We start from the raw sequence: 23,723 nt of genomic DNA on the forward strand, positions 1-23,723 counted from the left end.
TTTTGAGGATGTCTGTGCATTCAACAGTTATACCAAACAAGTGAAATGTATATAGGAAAGGGTTTTAGTATGAGATTGTTATTTATAGGAGATGTAGTGGGGGCACCGGGCCGTGGTATGGTTAAAGAATACCTCCCAAGACTTAAAGAAAAATATCAGCCGCACATCACGGTAATAAATGGTGAAAATGCTGCAGGAGGCCGAGGAATTACAGAAAAGATTTACCGCAGTTTTCTGGAGTGGGGCGCGCAGGCCGTAACAATGGGAAATCATACGTGGGATAATCGAGATATTTTTTCGTTTATTGATGAAGCGGAATATCTTGTTCGTCCAGCCAACTTTCCCATGGGTGCCCCGGGTGAGGGTCTGAAGTATATAGCGCTAGATCAACAGGAAGTCGCTATCATCAATCTACAGGCCCGGACATTCATGCCAGCATTGGATTGTCCTTTCCGAAAAGCGGAAGAGCTCGTTCTGGAAGCCCAAAAAAGGACACCTATCATTTTTGTCGACTTCCATGGTGAAGCTACAAGTGAAAAACAGGCGATGGGCTGGTACCTTGATGGGAAGGTGACTGCGGTGGTAGGCACACATACACATGTCCAAACAGCTGATAACCGGGTTTTACCACAAGGTACAGCTTATGTATCGGACGTAGGGATGACAGGGCCTTATGACGGCATTCTGGGAATGGATAGAGAGGCTGTTATCCATAAGTTCTTGACGAGCCTCCCTGTGCGATTTGAAGTACCTAAAGCTGGCCGTTCTTTATTAAGTGCTGTATTAATAGATATTGATGAAAAGTCAGGCAAGGCGGTAAACATTGAGCGAATACTGATAAACGAAGATAACCCGTTTTATAACTAACTTAAATGGACATCAGTCGTGGCTGATTGTCCATTTTTCTTTATAATAGCTACGTGATTTTTACGAGAAAGATTCAATGAGGGAAAAAGTTGAGTAAGGTCTCCTAATAGGGAATCTAAAATCTGTTGTTGGACAATCCTGGTTTTCTTTGTCATACAAGTTTTACTAGCTGAATATAGTAGCAGTGGAAAGTGTTATAACTATTGAGCCAAGTTATAATCGGCAGGGAAAACAAGGAGGACTAGGAATGGAAATATTAAAGGTTTCAGCAAAATCTAATCCTAATTCTGTAGCAGGCGCACTGGCGGGGGTTCTCAGAGAAAGAGGGACCGCAGAAATTCAAGCAATTGGTGCAGGTGCGTTAAATCAAGCCGTTAAGGCAGTAGCAATCGCAAGAGGATTTGTCGCACCTAGTGGAGTCGACTTGATTTGTATTCCTGCCTTTACGGATATTCTCATTGATGGCGAAGAGCGTACGGCAATTAAGCTAATCGTTGAACCAAGATAAATTCATAAGTTTATGCCTGTTTGTCGGATGGCGAGCAGGTTATTTTTTGTATGTGACGAATAAGAAAGGTAGAGAAGGGGGATTGGATGGGTGATTTTTGATGCGCATTGTGATGTTTTGATGAAATTGTTTATAGATCCGGATATTTCCTTTGTGGATAGCGATAAGTTACATATTACAAAGCGTGAACTTATGGATTCAGGTGGAAAGGTCCAATGCTTTGCGATATACATTCCTGAACAAGTCCACTCGGATATGAGATTTCAGGCTGCCTTGGCGATGGTGGAAATTTTTCACAAAAAAGTCCTGGCTGAACCTGAAATGAAATTTATAAGGTCGAAGAAAGATATCGATTCACTGGGGGAAAAAGAGATAGGAGCTTTGCTGACATTAGAAGGCTGTGATTGCATCGGGGATGATGTATTAAAGATGAAAACCCTCCTTCAATTGGGGGTTACTTCGGTAGGATTAACATGGAATTATGCCAATCTGGTAGCCGACGGAGTTTTAGAAAAAAGAGGAGGCGGGCTAACGCGATTTGGAACGAATGTGGTGGGATTATTGAATGTGCAGTCGATATGGTGCGATCTTTCCCACCTATCGGAATCTGGGTTTTGGGACACCATAGAAATAGCAGACTTTCCGATTGCTTCCCATTCGAACGCCTATCGTTTATGCCCACATCCAAGGAATCTGAAAGACAGCCAAATAAAGGCTCTCCTAAAAAAGAATGGGACTATTGGGGTGACATTTGTTCCTCAATTTTTATCACAAGGTAAATCCGCGTCCATAAAAGACGTTATCAATCATATTGAACATATTTGTAGTTTAGGTGGAGAAAAACAAATTGGTTTTGGATCGGATTTCGATGGCATAGAAGAGATGGTCGATGACTTGGTCTCTTATAGCAATTACCAAAATTTAATTGATGAACTTGATAGGCTCTATTCCACAGAATTCGTAAAAGGCATTCTTTTTGAAAATTTCATTCGTCATTATCCTCGATAAAAAAGGAGAGGGCGAAATGGTGTTTTTATTCTGATTTTGTAGATAGGATTGAATATTCTGAAAATATAAAAAATAAAAGCAAAAAGGTTGCAATTTATGTATTTAACCGATAGAATTGAAAGCGTTTAGTACACCTTTTCTGTCATAGAACGATTATTTACATATTGAACGTTCTGAAGAGAGGTACAGGTAAATAGCAGTTATATACGAACGTTCTAAAGGAGTGTAAGACATGATCAATCAACTTTCATGGAAAGTTGGCGGACAACAAGGTGAAGGTATTGAAAGTACAGGAGAAATATTCTGTATTGCCCTCAATCGCTTAGGTTATTACTTGTATGGCTACCGTCATTTCTCATCTCGAATAAAGGGAGGACACACGAATAATAAGATTCGTGTAAGTACTTCTGAAACTCGTGCTATCTCAGATGATTTAGACATCTTAGTTGCTTTCGATCAAGAAACAATAGACGTCAATTATAAAGAACTACACGAAGGCGGCATCATTATCGCTGATGCAAAATTTAAACCTGTCTGCCCTGAAGATACAAAGGCAGAGTTATATATAGTCCCATTTACGGAAATCGCATCTGAATTGGGTACTTCTTTAATGAAAAACATGGTGGCAATCGGAGCTACCTGTGCTGTACTTGGCATGGAAATCTCCGTGTTCAATGATGTTGTTGATGAAATCTTCGGCCGTAAAGGTGAAGAAATCGTTAAAAAGAACATGGATGCGATTACTGCTGGTTATAAAGCCATGGAAGTATTGCTTGGTGAAAAAGTGGGCGCTATGGAACTTGAAAAAGCGGATGGTCAAAAACGTTTATTCATGATTGGTAACGACGCAATCGCACTAGGTGCAGTTGCCGGTGGATGTCGATTTATGGCTGCTTATCCGATTACGCCAGCCTCGGAAATCATGGAGTATTTAATCAAGAAACTGCCTAAAGTGGGTGGTACCGTCATTCAGACGGAAGACGAAATCGCTGCAGCTACGATGGCAATCGGGGCTAACTACGGTGGTGTTCGTGCTATTACAGCTTCTGCCGGACCAGGTCTTTCATTGAAAATGGAAGCAATCGGTTTAGCGGGAATCACAGAAACTCCGATTGTTATTGTAGATACACAACGTGGCGGTCCTTCTACCGGACTTCCAACGAAACAAGAACAATCTGACTTAATGGCGATGATTTATGGGACGCACGGAGAAATACCGAAAATCGTCATGGCCCCAAGTACGGTTGAGGAAGCCTTTTATGATACGGCTGAAGCCTTCAATCTTGCTGAGGAATACCAATGTCCGGTTATCATTTTATCCGATTTACAGCTATCATTGGGTAAGCAGACCGTGCAACCGCTAGATTACAGTAAAGTGGAAATCAGACGTGGTAAACTTTTGGACACGGAAATAGAAGGCCCTCAAGAAAAAACATATTTCAAGCGCTATGAAGTAACAGAAGATGGAGTTTCTCCTCGTGTCGTTCCAGGCATGAAAAACGGAATTCACCATGTTACGGGTGTAGAGCATGATGAAACAGGGAAGCCTTCTGAATCAGCTGCAAATCGTGTAGCACAAATGGATAAGAGGATGCGTAAGCTTAGCAATTTAGCGAACACATTCAATACACCCGTTTACAAAAATGCACCACACGCAGAGGCTGACTTGTTAATCCTAGGGTTTAACTCTACCCGGGGAACGATAGATGAAGCTATCGGCCGTTTGGAAACGGATGGAATAAAAGTGAATCATGCGCAAGTTCGTTTGATTCATCCATTCCCTGCTGATGAAGTTCTTTCTTTAGTGCAATCAGCTAAGAAAGTAGTAGTAATTGAAAATAATGCGACTGGACAATTGGCTAATATTATCAAGATGAATGTCGGGCATGTAAATAAAATTAAAAGCATCCTAAAATATGACGGCAACCCATTCCTCCCGCATGAAATTCACACACAATGCAAGGAGATGTTCGAATATGGCAACATTTAAAGAATTTCGAAATGATGTAAAACCTAATTGGTGTCCTGGTTGTGGGGATTTCTCCGTTCAGGCTGCCATGCAGCGTGCAGCAGCCAACGTAGGCTTGGAACCGGAAAACTTAGCTGTGGTTTCTGGAATCGGCTGTTCAGGTCGGATTTCAGGCTATATCAAATCTTATGGTTTCCATGGCATTCATGGTCGTTCGCTACCGATTGCCCAAGGATTGAAAATGGCTAACCGCGAGTTGACGGTTATAGCTTCCGGTGGGGATGGCGATGGTTTTGCAATCGGGATGGGACATACCATACATGCAATACGTCGTAATATCGATATAACGTATATCGTTATGGATAACCAAATTTATGGTTTAACTAAAGGACAGACTTCCCCACGTTCAGCTGCTGGATTTAAAACGAAATCTACGCCTGAAGGATCAATTGAGCGGGCAGTCTCTCCGATGGAATTAGCTTTGTCGGCTGGAGCTACCTTTGTCGCCCAAAGTTTTTCAACGGATTTAAAAGACTTAACTGCAATCATTGAAGCTGGAATCAACCATAAAGGGTTCTCCTTTATTAATGTTTTCTCGCCATGCGTTACGTACAATAAAATCAATACGTATGATTGGTTCAAACAAAACTTAACAAAATTAAGCACGATTGAAGGATATGATTCCACAAATAAAGAGCAGGCCATGCATACGTTGATGAAGCATGACAGTCTTGTGACTGGGATTATTTATCAAGATTCAACACGGTCATCGTATCAGGAATTAATTCCAGGGTATGCCGATGAAGCGTTGAATAAAGCTGATTTAACTCTAGATCAGGCTCATTTTGATAAACTTGTTGAAGAATTTATGTAAGCGTGAAAAGGTTCACCCCAAATTTGGGGTGAACCTTTTTTGTGGTTAATAACCAAGCGTTCTAATGAGGAGACAGCACGCTAGAAGATGGTGCTACCTAAATAGTAGGGCTTAGAAGAAACCGTTATTGCATCCGCAGCGGTTTCCTCGGTTACAGCATCCGAAAGAGAAGGAATTACAACGATTTCTTCTACAACAACAGTTGTTGTTATTGTTGTTATTGTTGTTATGATGATGGTGGTGGTGATGGTGATTGTTGTTGTCGTTGTGGCGGTCGTCGCGGTCATTGTCGCGTCTTTGACAACCCCTCACCGCACGACAGAAATCTCTTTCGATTCTGCTATTATCGTCGTTATTACGATGATGATCGTGATTATTATTGTTATTTCCAGAACATGACATATAAGTCACTCCTTAAATTGTTTTTGTTGTACGAGATATCTTATTCAAGAGCGGACAGGATGTTATAGGACTATGTCCTATATAGTGAAAATGTACGATAGACCTAGACTGTCGATAGTAGTGAAAAAGTTTTGGGTAATAAATTCAGGGTTTATTTTTATTATTTTATTACCTTTTTTGTGAATTTTTTCTAACAAGTGCTTAAGGAGCGACAGAATGATTGTTTCTTCCTGGTAAAAGCTTTATACTATGTTAATGTGGATATATCACACTTAAAAGCAAATATTTACTGGTAATTTTAAAGGTGAATTGGACAAAAATCATTGTAAACATGATGGGTCTGGAAATAGTTAGGATGATAAATAAACTAACTATTTTGAAAGGAGATTAACATGAACGAGAAACAAAGATTAGAATTACAACAAGTACAGAATGAAAATCCAGCGGACAAAAAATCCGAAAAGGATTACAGTAAGTACTTTCAGGCAGTTTATATACCGCCTTCCTTGAAGGATGCTAAAAAACGAGGAAAAGAAAATGTAGAATATCATGATGACTTTGCTATTCCTGAACAATTCCGAGGAATGGGAGAAGGTAAGAAATTTCTTATTCGTACATACGGTTGCCAAATGAATGAGCACGATACTGAAGTCATGGCGGGTATCTTTACGGCACTCGGATATCAACCGACCACTACAGTCGACGATGCGAATGTCATTTTACTGAACACTTGCGCAATAAGGGAAAATGCGGAGAACAAAGTATTCGGGGAACTAGGGCATTTAAAATCACTTAAATTGGAAAAACCAGATTTACTGTTGGGCGTTTGCGGCTGTATGTCCCAGGAAGAATCGGTCGTTAAAAGAATCCTTGAGAAACATCATTTTGTCGATATGATCTTTGGTACACATAATATCCACCGACTACCACAAATCCTAAATGAGGCATATCTTTCAAAAGAGATGGTCATTGAAGTTTGGTCCAAAGAAGGGGATGTGATTGAAAATCTTCCTAAAGTACGTAAAGGGAAAACAAAAGCATGGGTCAATATTATGTACGGCTGTGATAAATTCTGTACGTATTGCATCGTGCCTTTTACACGAGGAAAAGAAAGGAGTCGCCGTCCCGAAGACATCATTCAGGAGGTTCGTCATCTTGCGGCACAGGGCTACAAGGAAGTCACCCTCCTCGGTCAAAATGTGAATGCATATGGAAAAGACTTTACAGACATGGAGTATCGCCTTGGTGACTTGATGGATGAAATCCGTAAGATAGATATCCCGCGAATTCGCTTTACTACTAGTCATCCCCGGGACTTCGATGATCATTTGATTGAAATTCTTGCTAAAGGCGGTAACTTAGTGGATCATATCCATCTTCCTGTTCAATCGGGAAGTACGGAAACGCTTAAAATCATGGCGCGTAAATACACGCGTGAACAATATTTAGAGCTTGTTAGAAAAATTAGGGAAGCAATTCCTAGTGCATCTTTAACGACGGATATTATTGTCGGTTATCCAAATGAAACGGAAGAACATTTCGAGGAAACGATGTCTTTATACCGGGAAGTTGGATTTGATGCTGCTTATACGTATATTTACTCTCCGCGAGAAGGAACGCCTGCAGCAAAAATGCAGGATAATGTCCCGATGGAAGTGAAAAAAGAACGTCTGCAACGCTTAAATGCCCTTGTGAACGAAACATGTGCTTTGAAAATGAAAGAGTACAATGGGCAAATTGTAGAAGTTCTCGTGGAAGGTGAAAGTAAGAAAAATCCAGATGTATTAGCAGGGTATACTACGAAAAATAAGCTAGTGAACTTCAAAGGACCAAAGTCCGCGATTGGCCAAATCGTCAAGGTGAAAATCACCGACACGAAAACATGGTCATTGAATGGGGATATGGTTGAAGAAGCGACAGCGATAGAGGTGGATTAAAATGACAAAATATACAAAAGACGATATCTTAACAAAAGCGGAAGAGCTAGCTGAAATGATTGCCAGCACGGAAGAAGTGGATTTCTTTAAACGGGCTGAGGCTCATATTAATGAAAACCAAAAGATACGTGAAATGATTGCCAGTATCAAAAGCTTACAAAAACAAGCTGTGAACTTCCAACATTATGGAAAAGAAAAAGCATACGGGCAAGTTCAGGCGAAAATCGATGCCCTTGAAAAGCAGTTGGATGAGCTTCCAATCGTCCAGGAGTTCAAGCAATCCCAAGTCGATGTCAACGACCTTCTTCAAATGGTTTCTTCGCAAGTATCCAATAAGGTGACGGATTTGATAATTGAATCAACTGAAGGTGATATCCTTCGTGGTGAGACAGGATCAAAGGTACAGGCTGGTGGCGGAGGTTGTTCATAATATTTTCGGAAAGCCCTTCTGGATGCAGAAGGGCTTTTTTATGTTTCAAAAACCCTTATACAGCGCCCATTCGTGACACATATCCCAAAACTGGTGCATAAAATAACCTAGATTTAAACATTACAGCAGTTTTCAGATATTAAAAATTCTACGCACACTAGACTTTTACCACGCATAGGATGAATGGAAACTGTATGAGGAGGGTTCGCTAGCATGTCACAATATAGAGAGATAATAACTAAAGCGGTGGTGGCCAAGGGACGTAAATTCACAAAGTCCTCACACACCATTTGCCCGGCTCATCATCCTTCTAGCATTCTAGGTTGTTGGATCATCAACCATAAATACGATGCCAAGAAAGTCGGCAAAAAGGTAGAAATTCACGGCAGCTACGAAATCAACGTTTGGTATTCATATAACCATAATTCAAAGACGGAAGTTGTCACTGAAAAAGTACAATATACCGACGTGATTTCGCTAAAATACCGTGATCCAGATTGTCATGATGACCATGAAATCGTAGCACAAGCTGTCCAACAGCCGAATTGTTTAGAAGCATCCATCTCCCCATGTGGACAAAAGATCATTGTTCATGTGGAAAGAGAATTCTTTGTGGAGGTCGTTGGCGAAACGAAAATTTGCGTCGCTGTAAGCCCAGATGGCCGCTGTGAAGATGACTGGGGCTCAGATTTTGATGATGATGAGTTCGAAGATTTAGATCCGGATTTCCTTGATGAATTCGAAGATGAGTAAAATACTTTAATATAGTCAATACCGGATGACATTCCCTTCATCCGGTCTTATTTACGTTAAAAGAAGGACAGGCCAAATTAGTAGAGTATTTTATTACCCGCATAAGCTCCTCGGCGTCCTAAATCCCCTTATAAAAAGGAAAAAAACAGTATATTATGCATGTTTTCTTGTAATAGCGAATACAGGAAAGGTGCTATCCCGTATGGTATAATAAATGACATATATAAATAACAGATTATAGTTTGGAAAGGTTTTGAAAGAATGGCTGGATATACACCAATGATTCAACAATATTTAAAAATCAAGGCAGAGTATCAGGATGCCTTTTTATTTTTCCGTTTAGGGGATTTTTATGAAATGTTTTTTGAGGATGCATTGAATGCCTCACAGGAACTGGAGATTACATTAACGAGCCGGGAGGGTGGCACGGAAAATCGAATTCCCATGTGTGGCATTCCCTATCACTCGGCTCCCAATTATATTGATATTTTGATAGAAAAAGGCTTTAAGGTAGCCATTTGTGAACAGACAGAGGATCCTAAACAAGCAAAAGGGGTAGTCCGCCGGGAAGTTGTCCAGCTGATTACACCGGGAACCAAAATGGATAGTAAAGGACTTCGGGAAAAAGAAAATAATTACATTGCATCCATCACGTCCTTTACAGATGGGCCATTCGGCTTTGCTTACAACGATTTGTCGACAGGTGAAAACAAGGTCACGTTGATTGAAAGTTTTGAAGAGGTATTGAATGAGTTTGCAAACCTTGGTGCCAGCGAAGTTGTCATTGCAACGGATTTTAACGATGAATGGAAAAAGCAATTGCAGGAAAGGGGTGCCGCAGCACTTTCCCTTGAGGATAACTTAGAGCAAAGTGAGTCGTTCGTTTCTTTGTTTCGACTGTTGAAAGAAGATAAGCAAGCTCAAACGACTGCGCGTTTATTGAATTATTTATACCGAACCCAAAAAAGAAGCCTAGATCACCTGCAGCCAGTATTTGCATATGAAACGTCCCATTATATGAAAATCGACTATTATAGCAAGCGTAATTTGGAGTTGACGGAAACCATCCGTTCCAAAGGAAAAAAAGGGTCGTTATTATGGCTTTTGGATGAGACGAAGACAGCGATGGGAGGCAGGATGCTTAAGCAATGGATTGATCGTCCACTCATCAATCGACTGCAAATCGAACGTAGACAAAACCTTGTGGAAATATTGAAGGATCACTACTTCGAACGTCAAGATTTGCGCGAGCGCTTGAAGGAAGTATATGATTTAGAGCGTCTTGCGGGCCGGGTGGCGTTTGGAAATGTCAATGCACGTGATTTAATCCAGTTGAAACGTTCACTCCAACAAGTACCCATCATTCGTGAAATCGTCCAATCCTTGGGCTCCAATGGCGATATAACAGCTCTCGCCGAAAAGCTGGATCCCTGTGAGGAAGTGACCGATTTACTTGAAACGGCATTAGTGGAAAATCCACCGTTATCCGTTAAGGAAGGGAACATTATCCAAGATGGTTTCCACTCGGAACTGGATACATATCGAGATGCCAGCCGAAACGGAAAAACGTGGATCGCTCAGCTGGAACGGGAGGAACGGGAACGTACCGGAATACGATCATTGAAAATCGGCTATAACCGAGTATTTGGTTATTATATTGAAGTGACTCGCGCCAATTTGCATTTACTTGAAGAGGGACGGTATGAACGGAAGCAAACCTTGACCAATGCTGAAAGATATATCACACCTGAACTAAAAGAAAAGGAAGCCTTGATTTTACAAGCCGAAGAGAAAAGCATCGGTCTTGAATATGATCTGTTCCTCAGCCTCCGTGAACAGGTGAAAAGCTATATCCCACGTTTACAAGAGCTTGCGAAAGGCATCAGTGAACTTGATGTTCTCCAATGCTTTGCAACAATCAGTGAAGAGCGTCATTATGTAAAGCCGGTCTTTTCTGAAAATCGTAAAATAGCCTTACAGGAAGGACGCCACCCTGTTGTCGAAAAAGTACTGCATTCTCAAGAGTATGTTCCAAATGACTGTTTTATGGATAGCGACCGTGAGCTACTTTTGATTACAGGACCTAATATGTCGGGTAAAAGTACGTATATGCGTCAGATTGCGTTGACATCCATTTTGGCCCAAATCGGTTGTTTTGTATCGGCGACCTCAGCGGAACTGCCGATTTTCGATAAAGTGTTCACTCGAATTGGTGCAGCGGATGATCTCATTTCGGGGCAAAGTACTTTCATGGTCGAGATGCTCGAAGCAAAAAATGCCATCATGAATGCTACGGAAAACAGCTTGATTTTATTCGATGAAATCGGACGAGGAACTTCCACTTACGATGGTATGGCGTTAGCGCAGGCAATCATTGAATATATTCATGGAGAAATCGGTGCAAAGACACTCTTTTCAACACATTATCATGAATTGACCGTGCTATCAGAGGAACTTCCTAAACTGAAAAATATCCACGTAAGTGCAATCGAACAGAATGGGAATGTCGTTTTCCTTCATAAAATAAAAGAGGGACCAGCCGATAAAAGTTATGGTATTCATGTTGCCAAGCTTGCCAACCTTCCAAAACAGTTAATTGACCGGGCAGCTGCCATTTTAGCGCAACTTGAAAGTGATAATGAACAAGTGACGCAAACACCTTCACAGTCAGCTGTTGTAGTAGATATAGATGTTCCTAAAGGATCTAAAGAAAAGGATGGTACGGTTGTAAATGAAGCGTCGCAACTTTCCTTTTTCGGAGAAGAAGTTCCAAGGGAAAAAACCAGTTCATCAGCTAAGGAAAAAAAAGTGCTTGATGATATCAAATCGCTCGATATCCTAGAAATGACACCACTAGATGCGATGAATATACTCTATAAATTGCATAAGAAATTGAAATAAATAATTGAAGCGAGGCGATAAAAGTGGGGAAAATCATACAGCTAGACGAGTCTTTATCGAATAAAATAGCAGCTGGCGAAGTGGTTGAACGTCCTGCCTCAGTCGTGAAAGAGCTAGTGGAGAACGCCATAGATGCCAACAGTACCATCATTGAAATTGAATTGGTGGAGGCCGGACTTGGGTCCATCAGGATCATAGACAATGGAGATGGAATGACGGCCGACGATGTAGAAGCGGCGTTTAAACGTCATGCCACAAGTAAAATAAAAGATGAAAATGACTTGTTTCGGATTCGGACGCTCGGGTTCCGTGGTGAAGCCATGCCAAGTATCGCATCAGTTTCCCATTTTGAAATGAAAAGCAGCACGGGAGAGGGGCCAGGAACCCGAATTCTGCTTGAAGGGGGGATCATTCGTGAATTGGAGGCTTCATCAAGCCGAAAAGGGACGGACATCACGGTCTCCGAGCTTTTCTATAATACACCGGCACGATTGAAGTATTTAAAAACGATTCATACGGAGCTAGGAAACATTACGGATGTCACGAACAGGCTGGCTTTGTCACACCCTGACGTTTCGATAAGCCTTACGCATAATGAGAAGCGTATTTTGCATACAAATGGTAATGGAGATGTCCGGCAAGTACTGGCCGCAATCTACGGAATGAATATCGCCAAAAAGATGATTCCGATAGAGACGAGGTCTTTGGACTTCACTATAACCGGATATATCGTAATGCCCGAGGTCACCCGTGCCTCCAGAAATTACATTTCGACGATGATTAACGGTAGATTTATAAAAAATTATGTTCTTGTTAAGGCAATCCTGGAGGGATACCACACACTCCTTCCTATTGGACGTTTCCCAATTGCTTTGTTGAATATTGAAATGGATCCAATCTTGGTCGATGTTAATGTACATCCGTCCAAATTAGAGGTGCGACTTAGTAAGGAACAAGAGTTATATGCCTTAGTATCGGAAACGATTAAATCAGCTTTCAAGAAACTTTCCTTGATTCCAAGCGGTTTCACGCCGTCACAAAAGAAAGAGGAGCCTAAAAGCGAGCAGACGTCTCTCAGCTTAGACCATGTCGTAGAAAGAGGAAGGCAAGTTCTTGAAGAAGCAAAAAAAGAAGCATCCCTACTAAAGAATACCTTGATACGAGAAAAACAACAGCAAGAAGTTCCAGTGGAATCTATCGATGATAACCAGGATATTGATACCATGCATGAATTAATATATAGCAGTGAAGATGGAATGCAAATGGGAGAGGCCTCTATCCCTGTCATACCTCCAGAAGAAAAAAGGTCCTTGTTCGAATCCGCTGAAGGGTATACAACATATACAGTCGAAGAGGATGAGGAAGAAATAGAGGAGGAAGATGCTTCAAGCCGCATACCTCCTATGTATCCAATTGGACAAATGCATGGCACCTATATTTTCGCCCAAAACGAAAAAGGTTTGTATATCATCGATCAGCATGCTGCACAGGAACGGATTAAATATGAATATTTCAAAGAAAAGGTTGGTCGTGTCGAAAATGAGCTACAGGATATGCTCGTTCCGATCACGTTAGAATTTTCGACCGATCAATCAATTCGAATCAATGAATACAAGGATGAGCTAGAAAAGGTCGGCGTCTTTTTAGAGGAATTCGGTTACAATTCCTTTATCGTCCGGTCCCATCCACAATGGTTCCCTAAAGGAATTGAACAGGAAATCCTTGAAGACATGATTGAACAATTATTGTCGATGAAAAAGGTGGACATAAAAAAACTGCGTGAAGCGGCGGCCATCATGATGAGCTGCAAAGCCTCCATTAAAGCCAACCGCCACCTCCGTAACGATGAAATACAAGCCCTTCTTGATGAATTAAGGAGAACAACCGATCCATTCACCTGTCCGCATGGAAGACCCATCATCATCTCCTATTCAATTTACGAAATGGAAAAGATGTTTAAAAGGGTGATGTGAAAATGAAAAGAGAACCCCTTGTTATTAAGGGGTTCTCTTTGGGATAGGTACCAACATAATACGTAATATGTATGCTAAGGGAGGAGTTTCTTTGCATTTTGAACCGATTGATGTAACGAAGCATAGAACATTCATTATTCGATTTCGTAGGGACTCTTTCATCATAAGCTTTGGTTCTGATAAGGATCTTGGAAACGTAGAGGAATATCTGGATTGGGTAAAAATAAAATCGAACCGATATCCAGGTGGATTTGTCTTGGTTATGGAAGATGATGTGCCCATCGGTCAACTTGAACTTACAATTAAAGAATATAAGGGTAGTAAAGTAGGCTACGTAAATCTTTATTATCTCATTCCTGAAAAACGTGGAATGGGGTTAGGGAAGGAACTTCACCGATATGCTCTTCATTTCTTTAAAAAATATGGGGTAAAGGAATATCATCTACGCGTTTCTCCTACTAATAGAAACGCATTGTCTTTTTATCGTAAAAATGGAATGCAGGAAGTAGGGTTTGAATTAGAGGGAAAAGTGATAAGAATGAAAGGGAACGTGTAAGTTAAAAAATATACCTCCAGGGTAAGTTCATGTTTCTCAGCTAGTTCATTATTATTAAGGTAAAAGATGTAGAAAAAATCCCCTTCTCATTTTGAGAAGGGGATAGTCGTAGTCAATCTTCAAACAACTCATCCATCAAGTCATCAATTTCTTTTTTTAACTTTCTTGTTCCTTCTTTGGAGACAGTAATTGTATCACCATCGATAATCAGCATATCTCCGACCTTGGCCCCTTTTGGAAGGGAGCTTTTCGGAAAATCCTTCATATCGCCACCATCGATTTCCACGACAGCTATTTTACCTTCAAAGCGATCAATTATTCCTTGCTTCATTTATTTCACCGTCTTTACAGTAAGTTTCGTACCTGTAGAAGTAAAAATAATGTTTCCAGATTTGTCTGTACGATAGATTTTAGCTTTTATGGAATTCAAGCGTTTTACAACGGTAGAAGTAGGATGCCCATAGCTATTTTTTCCTACACTTATTATAGCGTATTTTGGTTTTGCTTTCTTAATAAAAGCTGAACTAGAAGATGTTTTTGCCCCGTGGTGCCCAACTTTAAGGACATCCACGCTTGGTACTACCTTTTTGGCAAGCATGTCTTTTTCGGATTTTTCTTCAGCATCGCCAGTGAACAAGAACGATTTTTTATTATGTTTAAGCAATAGGACGGCACTCCAGTTATTTAAGTCTTTCTTATAGTCTTTGACTGGAGCAAGGAATTTCAATGACGTATTCTTTGCCTTCGTTGTGACTACTACCCCGGTCTTTGCTTTCTTGATTTTTAGCCCTTTCTTCTTAACCGCTTTTAAAAAGTCTTTGTAAGCTTGTGTGGTATGGGAAACTTTCGGTGCATACACAGCTTTGACTTTCAGGTTATTGATTACATAGGCCAGTCCACCGATATGATCGGCATCCGGATGAGTCGAGACAACCGCATTCAACGTTTTTACCTTTTGTTTTTTCAGATAGGCAACGACATCATCGCCTTTTCCTTTTCCACCAGCATCAATTAAAATGTTTTCATTACCGGTTTGAATCAGGATGGAATCGCCTTGGCCCACATTGATAAAGTGTACCTTCACATTGGAAGCAGCAGCTTCAGTTGACTGGATTCCAGTAAATAAAGTTAAACATAGAACAGCCACTAATATTACTTTAAGTTTTTTCATCATTATATCACCCTAGCATATCTTATCATGGTTATTAAGAGAAAGTGAGATAATAAATATTTTAAAATAGTATTTTTTTATTCGTATAGATATTTATATGTTATTTTATGCATAAATTAATTAAAATATACCATTAATATAAATATAAGGATAATATTTTAGTTATTTATGTGATTTTATATTATTTTATTAGAATAATACTAATAATATGGTAAAACTGATGGGTTTTGATAGTAGTAGGGGATACCGTACCATTGGTTCGGATCGTGCCATGATTGATGGGAATGGTTATTCCCATTTCTGTTATAGGTTACGGGTGGGCCAATGAAAGTCGAGGGCTGGACGGGTGACACCGTTTTATTCCATTGGTTTTCATCTATGGAATAAGTGTGGGCCATGATATCCGCTGGCGTTAATTTCAAGATATCCGATCCCAGAATGACTTCAGGGGTAGGTGCATTAAAAATAGCAAGTAAATGTGTTTGGTCCATGGTAGCCACTTCATAATGCCACCACCCTTGTGGGACGTTCGCAACTTGGCCGGGAGTAATGGGGTAGTTTTGAATGAGCTTTGTATATGGATTCAGAATTGATACTGTAGCGGCCCCGGAGATGCAATAAACTAGTTCGGCTGCTTTTTGATGGTAATGAGGTTCGATGATATTATTGGCACTTAAGAATATATCGAGTAAAGAAGTGTTCTCCAGGGTGTTCAACTGTGAGATGCCCAATACATTTATATAGTTCAGATTATCTTTTTTTACTAAAGTACTTTTAGTTACATCGAAGGTAAATTGAGTCGAAGGTGATGCATAATCCATAGGTATCCTTCCTTTACGATGGTGTGGGTTTTGAGCAGAATATGCGGTTTTTCTTTAGAATGTGCAAATACCCATGATAAAGATTGTAGTTAGAAACCAAAGTCTTTCAAAATAATATTCTTATAAAATATCATTTAACTGAATTTTCCCTATTGTCTTATTTAAGAATAAGCAGAATTTTCCCATTGCATGAATAGAAATTACAGTGATATAATAATTCCTGTGTTTTTAAAGTTAAAAAGATATAGGAAGTGTCTAAATTGTCTAACAATTCGAAAGAGAGCAAATTCGTCCCGTACGTTTCTGCTTCGAAATCTTTACCCGAATTAACTGTCACTGCAATTATTCTAGGTATAATTCTTGCCATCGTTTTTGGAGCAGCTAATGCATATTTAGGTCTCCTTATTGGATTGACGGTTTCCGCATCTATACCCGCGGCGGTAATTTCAATGGCAATCCTGAGAGGGATTTTTCGACGAGATTCCATCTTAGAAAACAACATTGTGCAAACGATGACAACAGCAGGTGAGGCCATTGGGGCCGGAGCCGTTTTTACTATCCCAGCATTATTTATGTGGGGGATGGATGTTAGTCAAGCGTTAATCCTATTCATTGTTTTAACTGGTGGATTCCTTGGGGTCTTCATGATGGTCCCCCTTCGTCAGCTTTTAATAGTAAGGGAGCACGAAACATTACCTTATCCTGAGGGTACGGCATGTGCCGAGGTATTGAAATCAGGAGAAAAAGGCGGTTCTAGCGCTAAATTAATCGGAGTCGGTTTAGTAATCGGTGGTGTGGTTAAAGCGCTTGGAGATGGATTCAAGCTATTTAAAACGGAAGTGGAAACAGGCATCACTGGTTTTAAAAATGCAGTAGTCGGCCTTGATGCATTTCCTTCCCTATTGGGTGTCGGGTATATCATCGGTCCACGTGTTGCGGGTCAAATGATCGGTGGGGGTCTATTGGCTTGGGTCGTCCTTATACCGGCCATTAGCTTCTTTGGTAGTGGTAGCTCTACACCTATATTCCCGTCAGAAGTTCCTATCGGTGAACTGGACGCTTGGGGAATTTGGGATAATTATATTCGGTACATCGGAGCTGGAGCAGTTGCGACTGGGGGCTTAATCACACTGATTAAGACATTGCCCACTCTATTCAGTTCTGCTTTTGCAACGCTGAGAGGCGTGCAAGCGAATAAAGGTCAGCTTAAAGCCGGGCTAATTCGTACTGAAAAAGACATTCCTGCTAAATTCGTGTGGTTAGGGATGCTTATTGTTCTTTTGATTATTGCCTTTGCACCTGTAACGGAAGTAGGTATCATAGGCGCAGTTGCAATCGGTATTTTTGGTTTCTTATTCGTTACGGTCGCTTCAAGGATTGTTGGGATTGTAGGAAGCTCTTCATCCCCTACATCTGGGATGACCATTGCGACACTACTAATTGTAGCGCTTATTTATAAGGCAACAGGCTTCACTGGCATGGATGGCATGATAGCTGTAGTAACGGTTGCTGCAATCGTTTGTACGGCACTTGCAGTGTCAGGTGACGTTTCTCAAGATTTGAAAACAGGTTATATTGTCGGTGGTACGCCATGGAAACAACAAGTTGCGATGATGATTGGTGTCGTTGCATCTGCAGCTGTCATTGGCTTTACCTTAGTGTTAATGGATAATGCTTATACAATGGGTTCTGCAGAACTTCCTGCACCTAAAGCGGCCTTGATGAAAATTCTTGCTGAAGGTGTTCTTGGAGGAGACTTACCTTGGACCCTTATCTTCATCGGAACGGCGATTGCCATTACTCTAGAGTTCTTCGGTTTGAATTCACTTAGTGTGGCAGTTGGGATTTACTTGCCAGTTCATACGAGTGCGCCAATCATGATCGGTGGATTTGTACGTTACTTCGTTGAACGTTTTGCTAAATCTAAAGAAGCACGTAAAGCAAGAGTAGATAGAGGAACATTGTTCGCGTCCGGTTTAATCGCCGGTGAATCATTGATTGGAGTGCTTATTGCAGTCTTAATTGCAGTGGGAGTAAAAGTTCCAGCCGTAGCGGTGATAGCGAGCAACCTAATACCATTCTTACTTTTCCTTGCTTTAGCTGGAGTACTTTGGTTTGTATCTAGCAAAAGGAATAAAGAAGATGTTTCGTAAAAAGAAAACATCAAAGAGGAACCTGTTAACTATGGTTCCTCTTTTGGAAAGTCGTGTCACCCTAGAAATGGATTCTTCTTCGGACTTAGGATTTTTGATTATCCAGAGAACTAACTTCATCGAGAGACTGACGATTCGTTTCTTGAAGCAAAGGGCATTTCGTAAAATCAAGCTAGATAAGTTTGGGAGATTTGCCATTGAACAAATGGCATATCGCAAGAATGTCCAAGCGATTTCGGAAGCGATGATTGAACACTTTGGGGAAGAAGCCGAACCGGCCTTACCACGACTTGTGAAATTTTTTGAAATCCTTGAAGTTCATGAATGGATCATTTGGGAAGAAGAAAAATAACAAACAAGCTGAAGCATGCAAATCGCGCTTCAGCTTGTTTTTTTGCTTTTTCATTAATGAGGGGTAGCGAAATCAATAGCTAAAGGTGATTCGAAAAAATTTCTTAATAACGTCAGAGAGTAGGTTGTAGGGCTGATCGTCATGTTTTGTATTTGTAAAAGGAGCGTATTCTGTAAATGTTAACGTATATGATTTTATTCTTGATGGGTTTGTATGGGAAATGTAATAGGGACGCTAAAGAGGGTGACACCAGGCCTGAATTTAAAGTCCGGCAAAATGCCCTCAGTCTATACTTATTGTATTGCCTTGCCATACTACGGGGGAGGGGACCATGTTCTATCATTTATTAATTCGTCAATAGATTCCTAATCTATCAATTGGTGGAATTGAAAAATCCAGTTTCCGTCTAAGGACAGAAACTGGATTTTTCTCAGCGTCTACTTATTTACAAATGATTAAGTTCAGTGTTGAACTTAATAGACCAAATTGTAAAGCGCTTTGATATGAGTAAGATAACGGATGTTACTAGCTTCCTTCATTAAAGTGGCAGGTAAGCCTTTAAGTTCAGTGTTGTTAGCCCCAACTGTTGCTACACCATCTTTACGACCTAAGCTGGCAAGTGTTCCAGAATTGATAGGTGCGAATTTTTCTAGTGTTTTACCTTCAAATGCTGCATATAGGTTGTAACCGACTAGTTCGCCCATTTGCCAAGCGTTTTGTGCTGTTGGTGCGTATGGACGTCCACCTTCTGGAGGGAAGGCAACGGCACTATCGCCAACAACGAATACGTCATTATGAGACTTGGATTGAAGATATTCATTGACAGTTGCTTTACCACGGTCCACTTCAAGACCTGATTCCCCAACGATAGGAAGAGCAGCGACCCCACCAGTCCAAACAAGTGTATTAGCCGTGATGGTTTGTCCATCTTTCAATTCGATAACATTGCCTTTGACACCTGTTACAGGAAGGCTAGTTAAGAATTCGACCCCACGTTTTTGTAGACTTGTCATTGCGCGTTCAATTAATGAATCCGGTAATACAGGAAGAATCTTTGGACCAGCCTCGATAAGCTTGATTTTCAAGTCTTTGTAGTCTACGCCAAATTGTTTTGCAATTTTAGGGAAATGATCTACGATTTCACCGATTAATTCAACGCCAGTTAATCCACCGCCGCCGATTACAATCGTTGCGTCCGCTTCATTTTTCGTAATGGAATATTCACGAATGCGATCTTCGATATGTTTGTAAACTTTGTTTGCATCATGTACAGATTTTAATACCATGCTGTTTTCTTCAAGTCCTGGAATGCCGAAGAATCCTGTTTGGCTTCCTAAAGCAACAACTAAAGCATCGTAAGTTAGAGTAGAACCATTAGCAAGTTTAACTTGTTTTTTATCCACTGAGAAAGATTCAGCTTTGGAAATGACAAGGTCGATGTCTTTTCCTTTGAAAAGTTTTTCTAACGGAATGGCAACAGCTTGTTCAGAAACTGATCCTCCTGCTAGACGATGAAGTTCTGTGATAATTTGGTGTGTTGGGTATTGGTTAACCACTGTAACTTGTGCTTCATCTTTATTTAAGTATTTTCGAACCGTTAATGCAGATAGTAATCCGCCGTATCCTGCACCTAAGATGACGATATGTTTTGACATTTGTTAATCCCCCGTCCTAACTGGTTGAATGATAATAATAGAATTAGTTTTGGTTCTTACGTTCTGCAGAGATTTCAAGGAACGCACTTGCGAAACGGAAAAGTTTTTGCGCTTGTGGATCTTTCATCATACGTAGTAAACCGAAAAGACCAATGACTTCCGTACTTTCTTCAGCCCGGTCCTTTGCTTCGATTGCATTGGCAGCAAGGCCCTTTACAGAAGATACAACTGGTGTTGCCATTTCTGAAATAGCACTGACTGTATCATTTTTCAATACTTCATCAGTTGCAACAGATTGAGCAAAATCATATGACTTTGTCAAAATATTAACCAATTCCGTTAATTTTGGTAATTGTTCTACTAAATTATTCAGTGATTGTTGAACCTCAGGGTTTAAAAGTTGATCTAGGATATCTCTTTGTTCCTGGCTTGCAGAGATATTAAGTGTTTCGTTTTCAGGTTTTGATTTTGAGACTACATCTGCCATATCTATTTCCCCTTTGCGTTGAACTTAATTTGCTAATTAGGATGCAAAGTCACATTACTATCGAAGTCAGAAACTATAACTTTGAAAATCTCTTTAAAAAGTTATCGCTACTAGAGGCCCATACTGATATGTAGTTCCTTTGATAGAACCTATTAACTTACTGAACTCACGTGTCTCTATCCTAACACTCCTAATCATACGTCTACCGACTGTTAATTTCAAATAGTTTTTTACAATATGAATATAACTTAAAGTTATTATTTATGTTCGTGTAAGCCAGGGAACATTTTTCGTGGTATCATCGGGAAACTTGAATATCTTCTATATTCTCCATTTTTATGGTTTTTTTGAGAATTCACCTTAGAAATAGGCTTCATTCCTATAAAATACCTATAATTTTCTTACTTTTTTGTGTTTCTTTTAGTTTTTACGAATAAACTCTCTAAAATCAGGGTATAAGATATTACTTGTATTGGAGATGATGCCTTTGATCAAACGTCGATTATTAAAAGTTCATGGAGAAATGATTCAGATTTCCTCCAGATATTCTAAAAAGCATAACAAATGGAATTGTACGGCCAAACTTCCCAATAGTTCGCTTATCGCATATTGTCGAGATAAAAACAGGATACGTGCAGAAACTGTGTCCATGAGTAGGTTAATAATTACTTATGATGATTATAAAATCATATAATCAGGATGAACGTACTTTATAAATAGTAAAAGGGCACTCAATCATTTTTTTGATTGGGTGCCCTGGCCTGCCCTTTTAATTAACGCTTTATCTTGAAATTCCTTAAATGTTCATTCCCATCATGAAAGGATGTTTGTTTTTCCATACATAAAAAGCGGGGATCACTGGAGTAAGGATACATGGCTATCTTTCATATATCATCATATTAATAATCTCATGCATTATCAGTATCCTTTTTTTAAAAGAATATTTTGTATGTTGCTATAGTGATATACGTAATTGAAAGATGATTAGAAATCCATACAAGTAGAAAAGCTATCTGTTAATGCTCAGATGGCTTTTTTAATAGAACTAACTATAAAAAAAATAAAATTCAATACATTTGTTTAAAAGAAAGGAGATTAGTGTAAAAAATAATAGGACAAATTAACGCAAGTAATAAAAACGAGAGGGTTGAAGGATTTTGGAACATTCTAAGAATACAGTTGCCGAGTTAATCATTCAACAATTACAACTCATGAATGTGAAAAGAATTTATGGAGTGGTGGGAGATACGATAATTGGACTGATTGATGCACTGGCGAATCAAGAAAATATTAAATTCATTGCTGTTAAGCATGAATCGGTAGCCGCTTTAATGGCTTCGGCGGAGGCCAAGTTAACAGGGGGATTGGGTGTGTGTACCGCGACCATGGGACCTGGGGTCACTAATTTGCTTAATGGACTTGGTGATGCCTATTCCGATAAAGCACCGGTGTTGGCCATAACAGGGCAGGCTCCAAGTGATAAAATAGGAACGGATTTTCAACAATATGTGAATCAACAGGAACTTGTGAAGCCGTTTGCTTCTTATAGTGTAAATTTGACCAGCCCGGATGCCATTATTGAAGTGATGCACAAAGCGGCCCAAAAATCGCTTGGCCAGAGAGGGGTTACTCACCTTTCCATACCAAAGGATTTTTTCGATAAAAAAACGGAAGTGCGGCCAAGGCGTTTACCTTTACTTGTTAAAAGTACTTCCTCGCTGGAAGAAGAAAGCAAGAATCGGATTCTTGAGGTAATGAAAACAGCGAGACAACCTATGATACTGGCTGGAGCCGGTGCCCGTGGTGCTTCAGAAGCGATTGAGATGCTTGCGGATACGTGGGGTGCTGCCATTCTTACTAGCCTTGGGGGTAAGGGCGCTTTCGAGGCAAACTCTCCAAATCTTTTACAGGGCATCGGGGAAGGCGGCAATCCATATGCGAAGAGCGCCTTCCTGGAGGCTGACGTCGTATTGCTTGCCGGTGTTACTTGGTGGCCCGAAGGATATGTGCCAACCGATGCGAAGATTATACAGATAGACAGTAATTTTGACAAGATCGAAAAAAGCATACCCGTAGAAATCGGTATTAAAGGTAATACTGAAGAGGTTATTCCTCAATTGAATCTTGGATTAAAAGGGCACAACAAGAATGATGAGTGGGTCGGTCGTTGCCGGGAAGTGAAAGAATTATGGTCAGCGCAATTGGAACAGGAAGGCAATAGCGAAGGTTCTCCTATACACCCAGCAAGGATTATTCGAGCGATTGAAAGGACGATAGATCCAGATGCGATCCTGGCAATCGATACTGGGGATGTAACTGTTTGGACGAATAGAATCTTGCGCCAACAAAACCAAAGGGTTCTATTTTCAGGATATTGGAGAACGATGGGGTTTGGTCTTCCAGCTGCAATGGCTGCCAAATTAGCCGAACCGGAAAAACAAGTAGTAGCCGTTGTCGGTGACGGAGGCCTTCAGATGACACTTGCTGACTTACTGACAGCCAAACGATACGGCATTAAGATTACCATCATCGTACTCAATAATGAATCACTACAAATGGAACGGGATAAAATTAAAGCTGAGGGAGGGGATGAAGTGGGCGTGGGTCTGACAAATCCTGATTTCGTAAAGGTAGCAGAAGCCTGTGGATGGAAGGGTGTGCATGTCGAAGAGGATAACTCCTTGGAAGCATCCATCACAGAAGCTTTGCAGTCAGAGTTACCCGCTTTAGTCGATATCCGTACAGCTCAAATCTTTTTCCCTGAAACAGAATGAAAGGACAATTACGTACAGGGAAAATATATAGTGGAAGGAAGTTAGTAAAAAGAGGCATTTGACCAATGGGTTAAGTGCTTCTTTTTTTGCCAAATATATATAGAAAGGACCCATTAAAAGGTACTGTATCAA

At 40.4% G+C, this 23,723-nt stretch carries 20 protein-coding genes; 14 read left to right on the forward strand and 6 right to left on the reverse strand.

All coding sequences use genetic code 11. The features are described 5' to 3' along the window. The first annotated feature begins 69 nt into the window (after positions 1-69). The 5 genes from AC503W_RS07750 (at position 70) to AC503W_RS07770 (ending at position 5,226) form a co-directional block, all read left to right on the forward strand. A complete protein-coding gene (locus AC503W_RS07750) occupies positions 70-867 on the forward strand; it encodes a TIGR00282 family metallophosphoesterase (RefSeq protein WP_402956361.1) in 798 nt (265 codons plus the stop codon). Between the two features lie 247 nt (positions 868-1,114). Beyond that, the gene (spoVS, locus tag AC503W_RS07755; protein WP_191095538.1) at positions 1,115-1,375 is read left to right on the forward strand and encodes a stage V sporulation protein SpoVS; all 261 of its coding nucleotides are present in this window, start codon (positions 1,115-1,117) and stop codon (positions 1,373-1,375) included. Positions 1,376-1,465: 90 nt separating this feature from the next. Next, entirely contained in the window at positions 1,466-2,383 is a 918-nt protein-coding gene (locus AC503W_RS07760; protein ID WP_494916651.1) for a dipeptidase, read from the forward strand. A 232-nt stretch (positions 2,384-2,615) separates the two neighbouring features. Next, positions 2,616-4,373, forward strand: coding sequence for a 2-oxoacid:acceptor oxidoreductase subunit alpha (locus AC503W_RS07765; protein WP_402956365.1), 1,758 nt, complete (start codon positions 2,616-2,618; stop codon positions 4,371-4,373). Next, entirely contained in the window at positions 4,360-5,226 is an 867-nt protein-coding gene (locus AC503W_RS07770; RefSeq protein ID WP_494916653.1) for a 2-oxoacid:ferredoxin oxidoreductase subunit beta, read from the forward strand. The genes AC503W_RS07765 and AC503W_RS07770 overlap by 14 nt, the downstream gene beginning before the upstream one ends. A gap of 80 nt (positions 5,227-5,306) precedes the next feature. On the opposite strand, the gene AC503W_RS07775 is transcribed toward AC503W_RS07770, so the two are convergent. Further along, positions 5,307-5,513 (reverse strand): hypothetical protein, encoded by a 207-nt coding sequence (locus AC503W_RS07775; protein ID WP_494916655.1) that lies wholly within the window; start codon positions 5,511-5,513, stop codon positions 5,307-5,309. Between the two features lie 507 nt (positions 5,514-6,020). On the opposite strand from AC503W_RS07775, the gene miaB reads away from it, so the two are divergent. The 6 genes from miaB (at position 6,021) to AC503W_RS07805 (ending at position 14,178) form a co-directional block, all read left to right on the forward strand. Beyond that, a complete protein-coding gene (miaB, locus tag AC503W_RS07780) occupies positions 6,021-7,565 on the forward strand; it encodes a tRNA (N6-isopentenyl adenosine(37)-C2)-methylthiotransferase MiaB (RefSeq protein ID WP_494916657.1) in 1,545 nt (514 codons plus the stop codon). 1 nt (position 7,566) lies between these two features. Next, positions 7,567-7,995 carry a YlbF/YmcA family competence regulator gene (locus AC503W_RS07785; RefSeq protein WP_494916659.1) on the forward strand — a complete coding sequence of 143 codons (429 nt, stop codon included), beginning with the start codon at positions 7,567-7,569 and terminating at the stop codon, positions 7,993-7,995. 213 nt (positions 7,996-8,208) lie between these two features. Beyond that, positions 8,209-8,748 carry an outer spore coat protein CotE gene (locus AC503W_RS07790; RefSeq protein ID WP_402868478.1) on the forward strand — a complete coding sequence of 180 codons (540 nt, stop codon included), beginning with the start codon at positions 8,209-8,211 and terminating at the stop codon, positions 8,746-8,748. A 261-nt stretch (positions 8,749-9,009) separates the two neighbouring features. Continuing rightward, complete coding sequence (gene mutS, locus AC503W_RS07795; protein ID WP_427686362.1) at positions 9,010-11,649, forward strand: DNA mismatch repair protein MutS; 2,640 nt, start codon at positions 9,010-9,012, stop codon at positions 11,647-11,649. A 23-nt stretch (positions 11,650-11,672) separates the two neighbouring features. Further along, positions 11,673-13,622, forward strand: coding sequence for a DNA mismatch repair endonuclease MutL (gene mutL, locus AC503W_RS07800; RefSeq protein WP_427686361.1), 1,950 nt, complete (start codon positions 11,673-11,675; stop codon positions 13,620-13,622). A 91-nt stretch (positions 13,623-13,713) separates the two neighbouring features. After that, entirely contained in the window at positions 13,714-14,178 is a 465-nt protein-coding gene (locus tag AC503W_RS07805; RefSeq protein WP_402956377.1) for a GNAT family N-acetyltransferase, read from the forward strand. A gap of 112 nt (positions 14,179-14,290) precedes the next feature. On the opposite strand, the gene AC503W_RS07810 is transcribed toward AC503W_RS07805, so the two are convergent. From AC503W_RS07810 to AC503W_RS07820, 3 genes are all read right to left on the reverse strand, one after another. Next, the gene (locus AC503W_RS07810; RefSeq protein ID WP_403123129.1) at positions 14,291-14,509 is read right to left on the reverse strand and encodes a DUF3006 domain-containing protein; all 219 of its coding nucleotides are present in this window, start codon (positions 14,507-14,509) and stop codon (positions 14,291-14,293) included. Then, positions 14,510-15,349 carry a ComEC/Rec2 family competence protein gene (locus tag AC503W_RS07815; protein ID WP_402956381.1) on the reverse strand — a complete coding sequence of 280 codons (840 nt, stop codon included), beginning with the start codon at positions 15,347-15,349 and terminating at the stop codon, positions 14,510-14,512. A 200-nt stretch (positions 15,350-15,549) separates the two neighbouring features. After that, entirely contained in the window at positions 15,550-16,170 is a 621-nt protein-coding gene (locus tag AC503W_RS07820) for a cupin domain-containing protein (protein WP_427686358.1), read from the reverse strand. A 260-nt stretch (positions 16,171-16,430) separates the two neighbouring features. Here AC503W_RS07820 and AC503W_RS07825 point away from each other — a divergent pair, with 260 nt between their 5' ends. Both AC503W_RS07825 and AC503W_RS07830 read left to right on the forward strand, forming a co-directional pair. After that, positions 16,431-18,323 carry an OPT family oligopeptide transporter gene (locus AC503W_RS07825; protein ID WP_427651436.1) on the forward strand — a complete coding sequence of 631 codons (1,893 nt, stop codon included), beginning with the start codon at positions 16,431-16,433 and terminating at the stop codon, positions 18,321-18,323. Then, positions 18,313-18,675, forward strand: coding sequence for a PqqD family protein (locus tag AC503W_RS07830; protein WP_427686356.1), 363 nt, complete (start codon positions 18,313-18,315; stop codon positions 18,673-18,675). Before AC503W_RS07825 ends, AC503W_RS07830 begins: the two co-directional genes overlap by 11 nt. Positions 18,676-19,148: 473 nt before the next feature. On the opposite strand, the gene AC503W_RS07835 is transcribed toward AC503W_RS07830, so the two are convergent. Both AC503W_RS07835 and AC503W_RS07840 read right to left on the reverse strand, forming a co-directional pair. Further along, positions 19,149-20,330, reverse strand: a complete 1,182-nt coding sequence (locus tag AC503W_RS07835; RefSeq protein WP_402875257.1) for an NAD(P)/FAD-dependent oxidoreductase — start codon at positions 20,328-20,330, stop codon at positions 19,149-19,151. Positions 20,331-20,373: 43 nt separating this feature from the next. Beyond that, positions 20,374-20,817: a DUF1641 domain-containing protein gene (locus AC503W_RS07840; RefSeq protein ID WP_402875259.1), complete on the reverse strand. Its 444-nt coding sequence runs from the start codon at positions 20,815-20,817 to the stop codon at positions 20,374-20,376. A gap of 1,157 nt (positions 20,818-21,974) precedes the next feature. Between AC503W_RS07840 and AC503W_RS07845 the strand changes: the two genes are divergently transcribed. After that, complete coding sequence (locus AC503W_RS07845; protein WP_427686354.1) at positions 21,975-23,591, forward strand: thiamine pyrophosphate-binding protein; 1,617 nt, start codon at positions 21,975-21,977, stop codon at positions 23,589-23,591. Positions 23,592-23,723 lie beyond the last annotated feature (132 nt).

It is taken from the genome of Peribacillus suis, assembly GCF_059384845.1.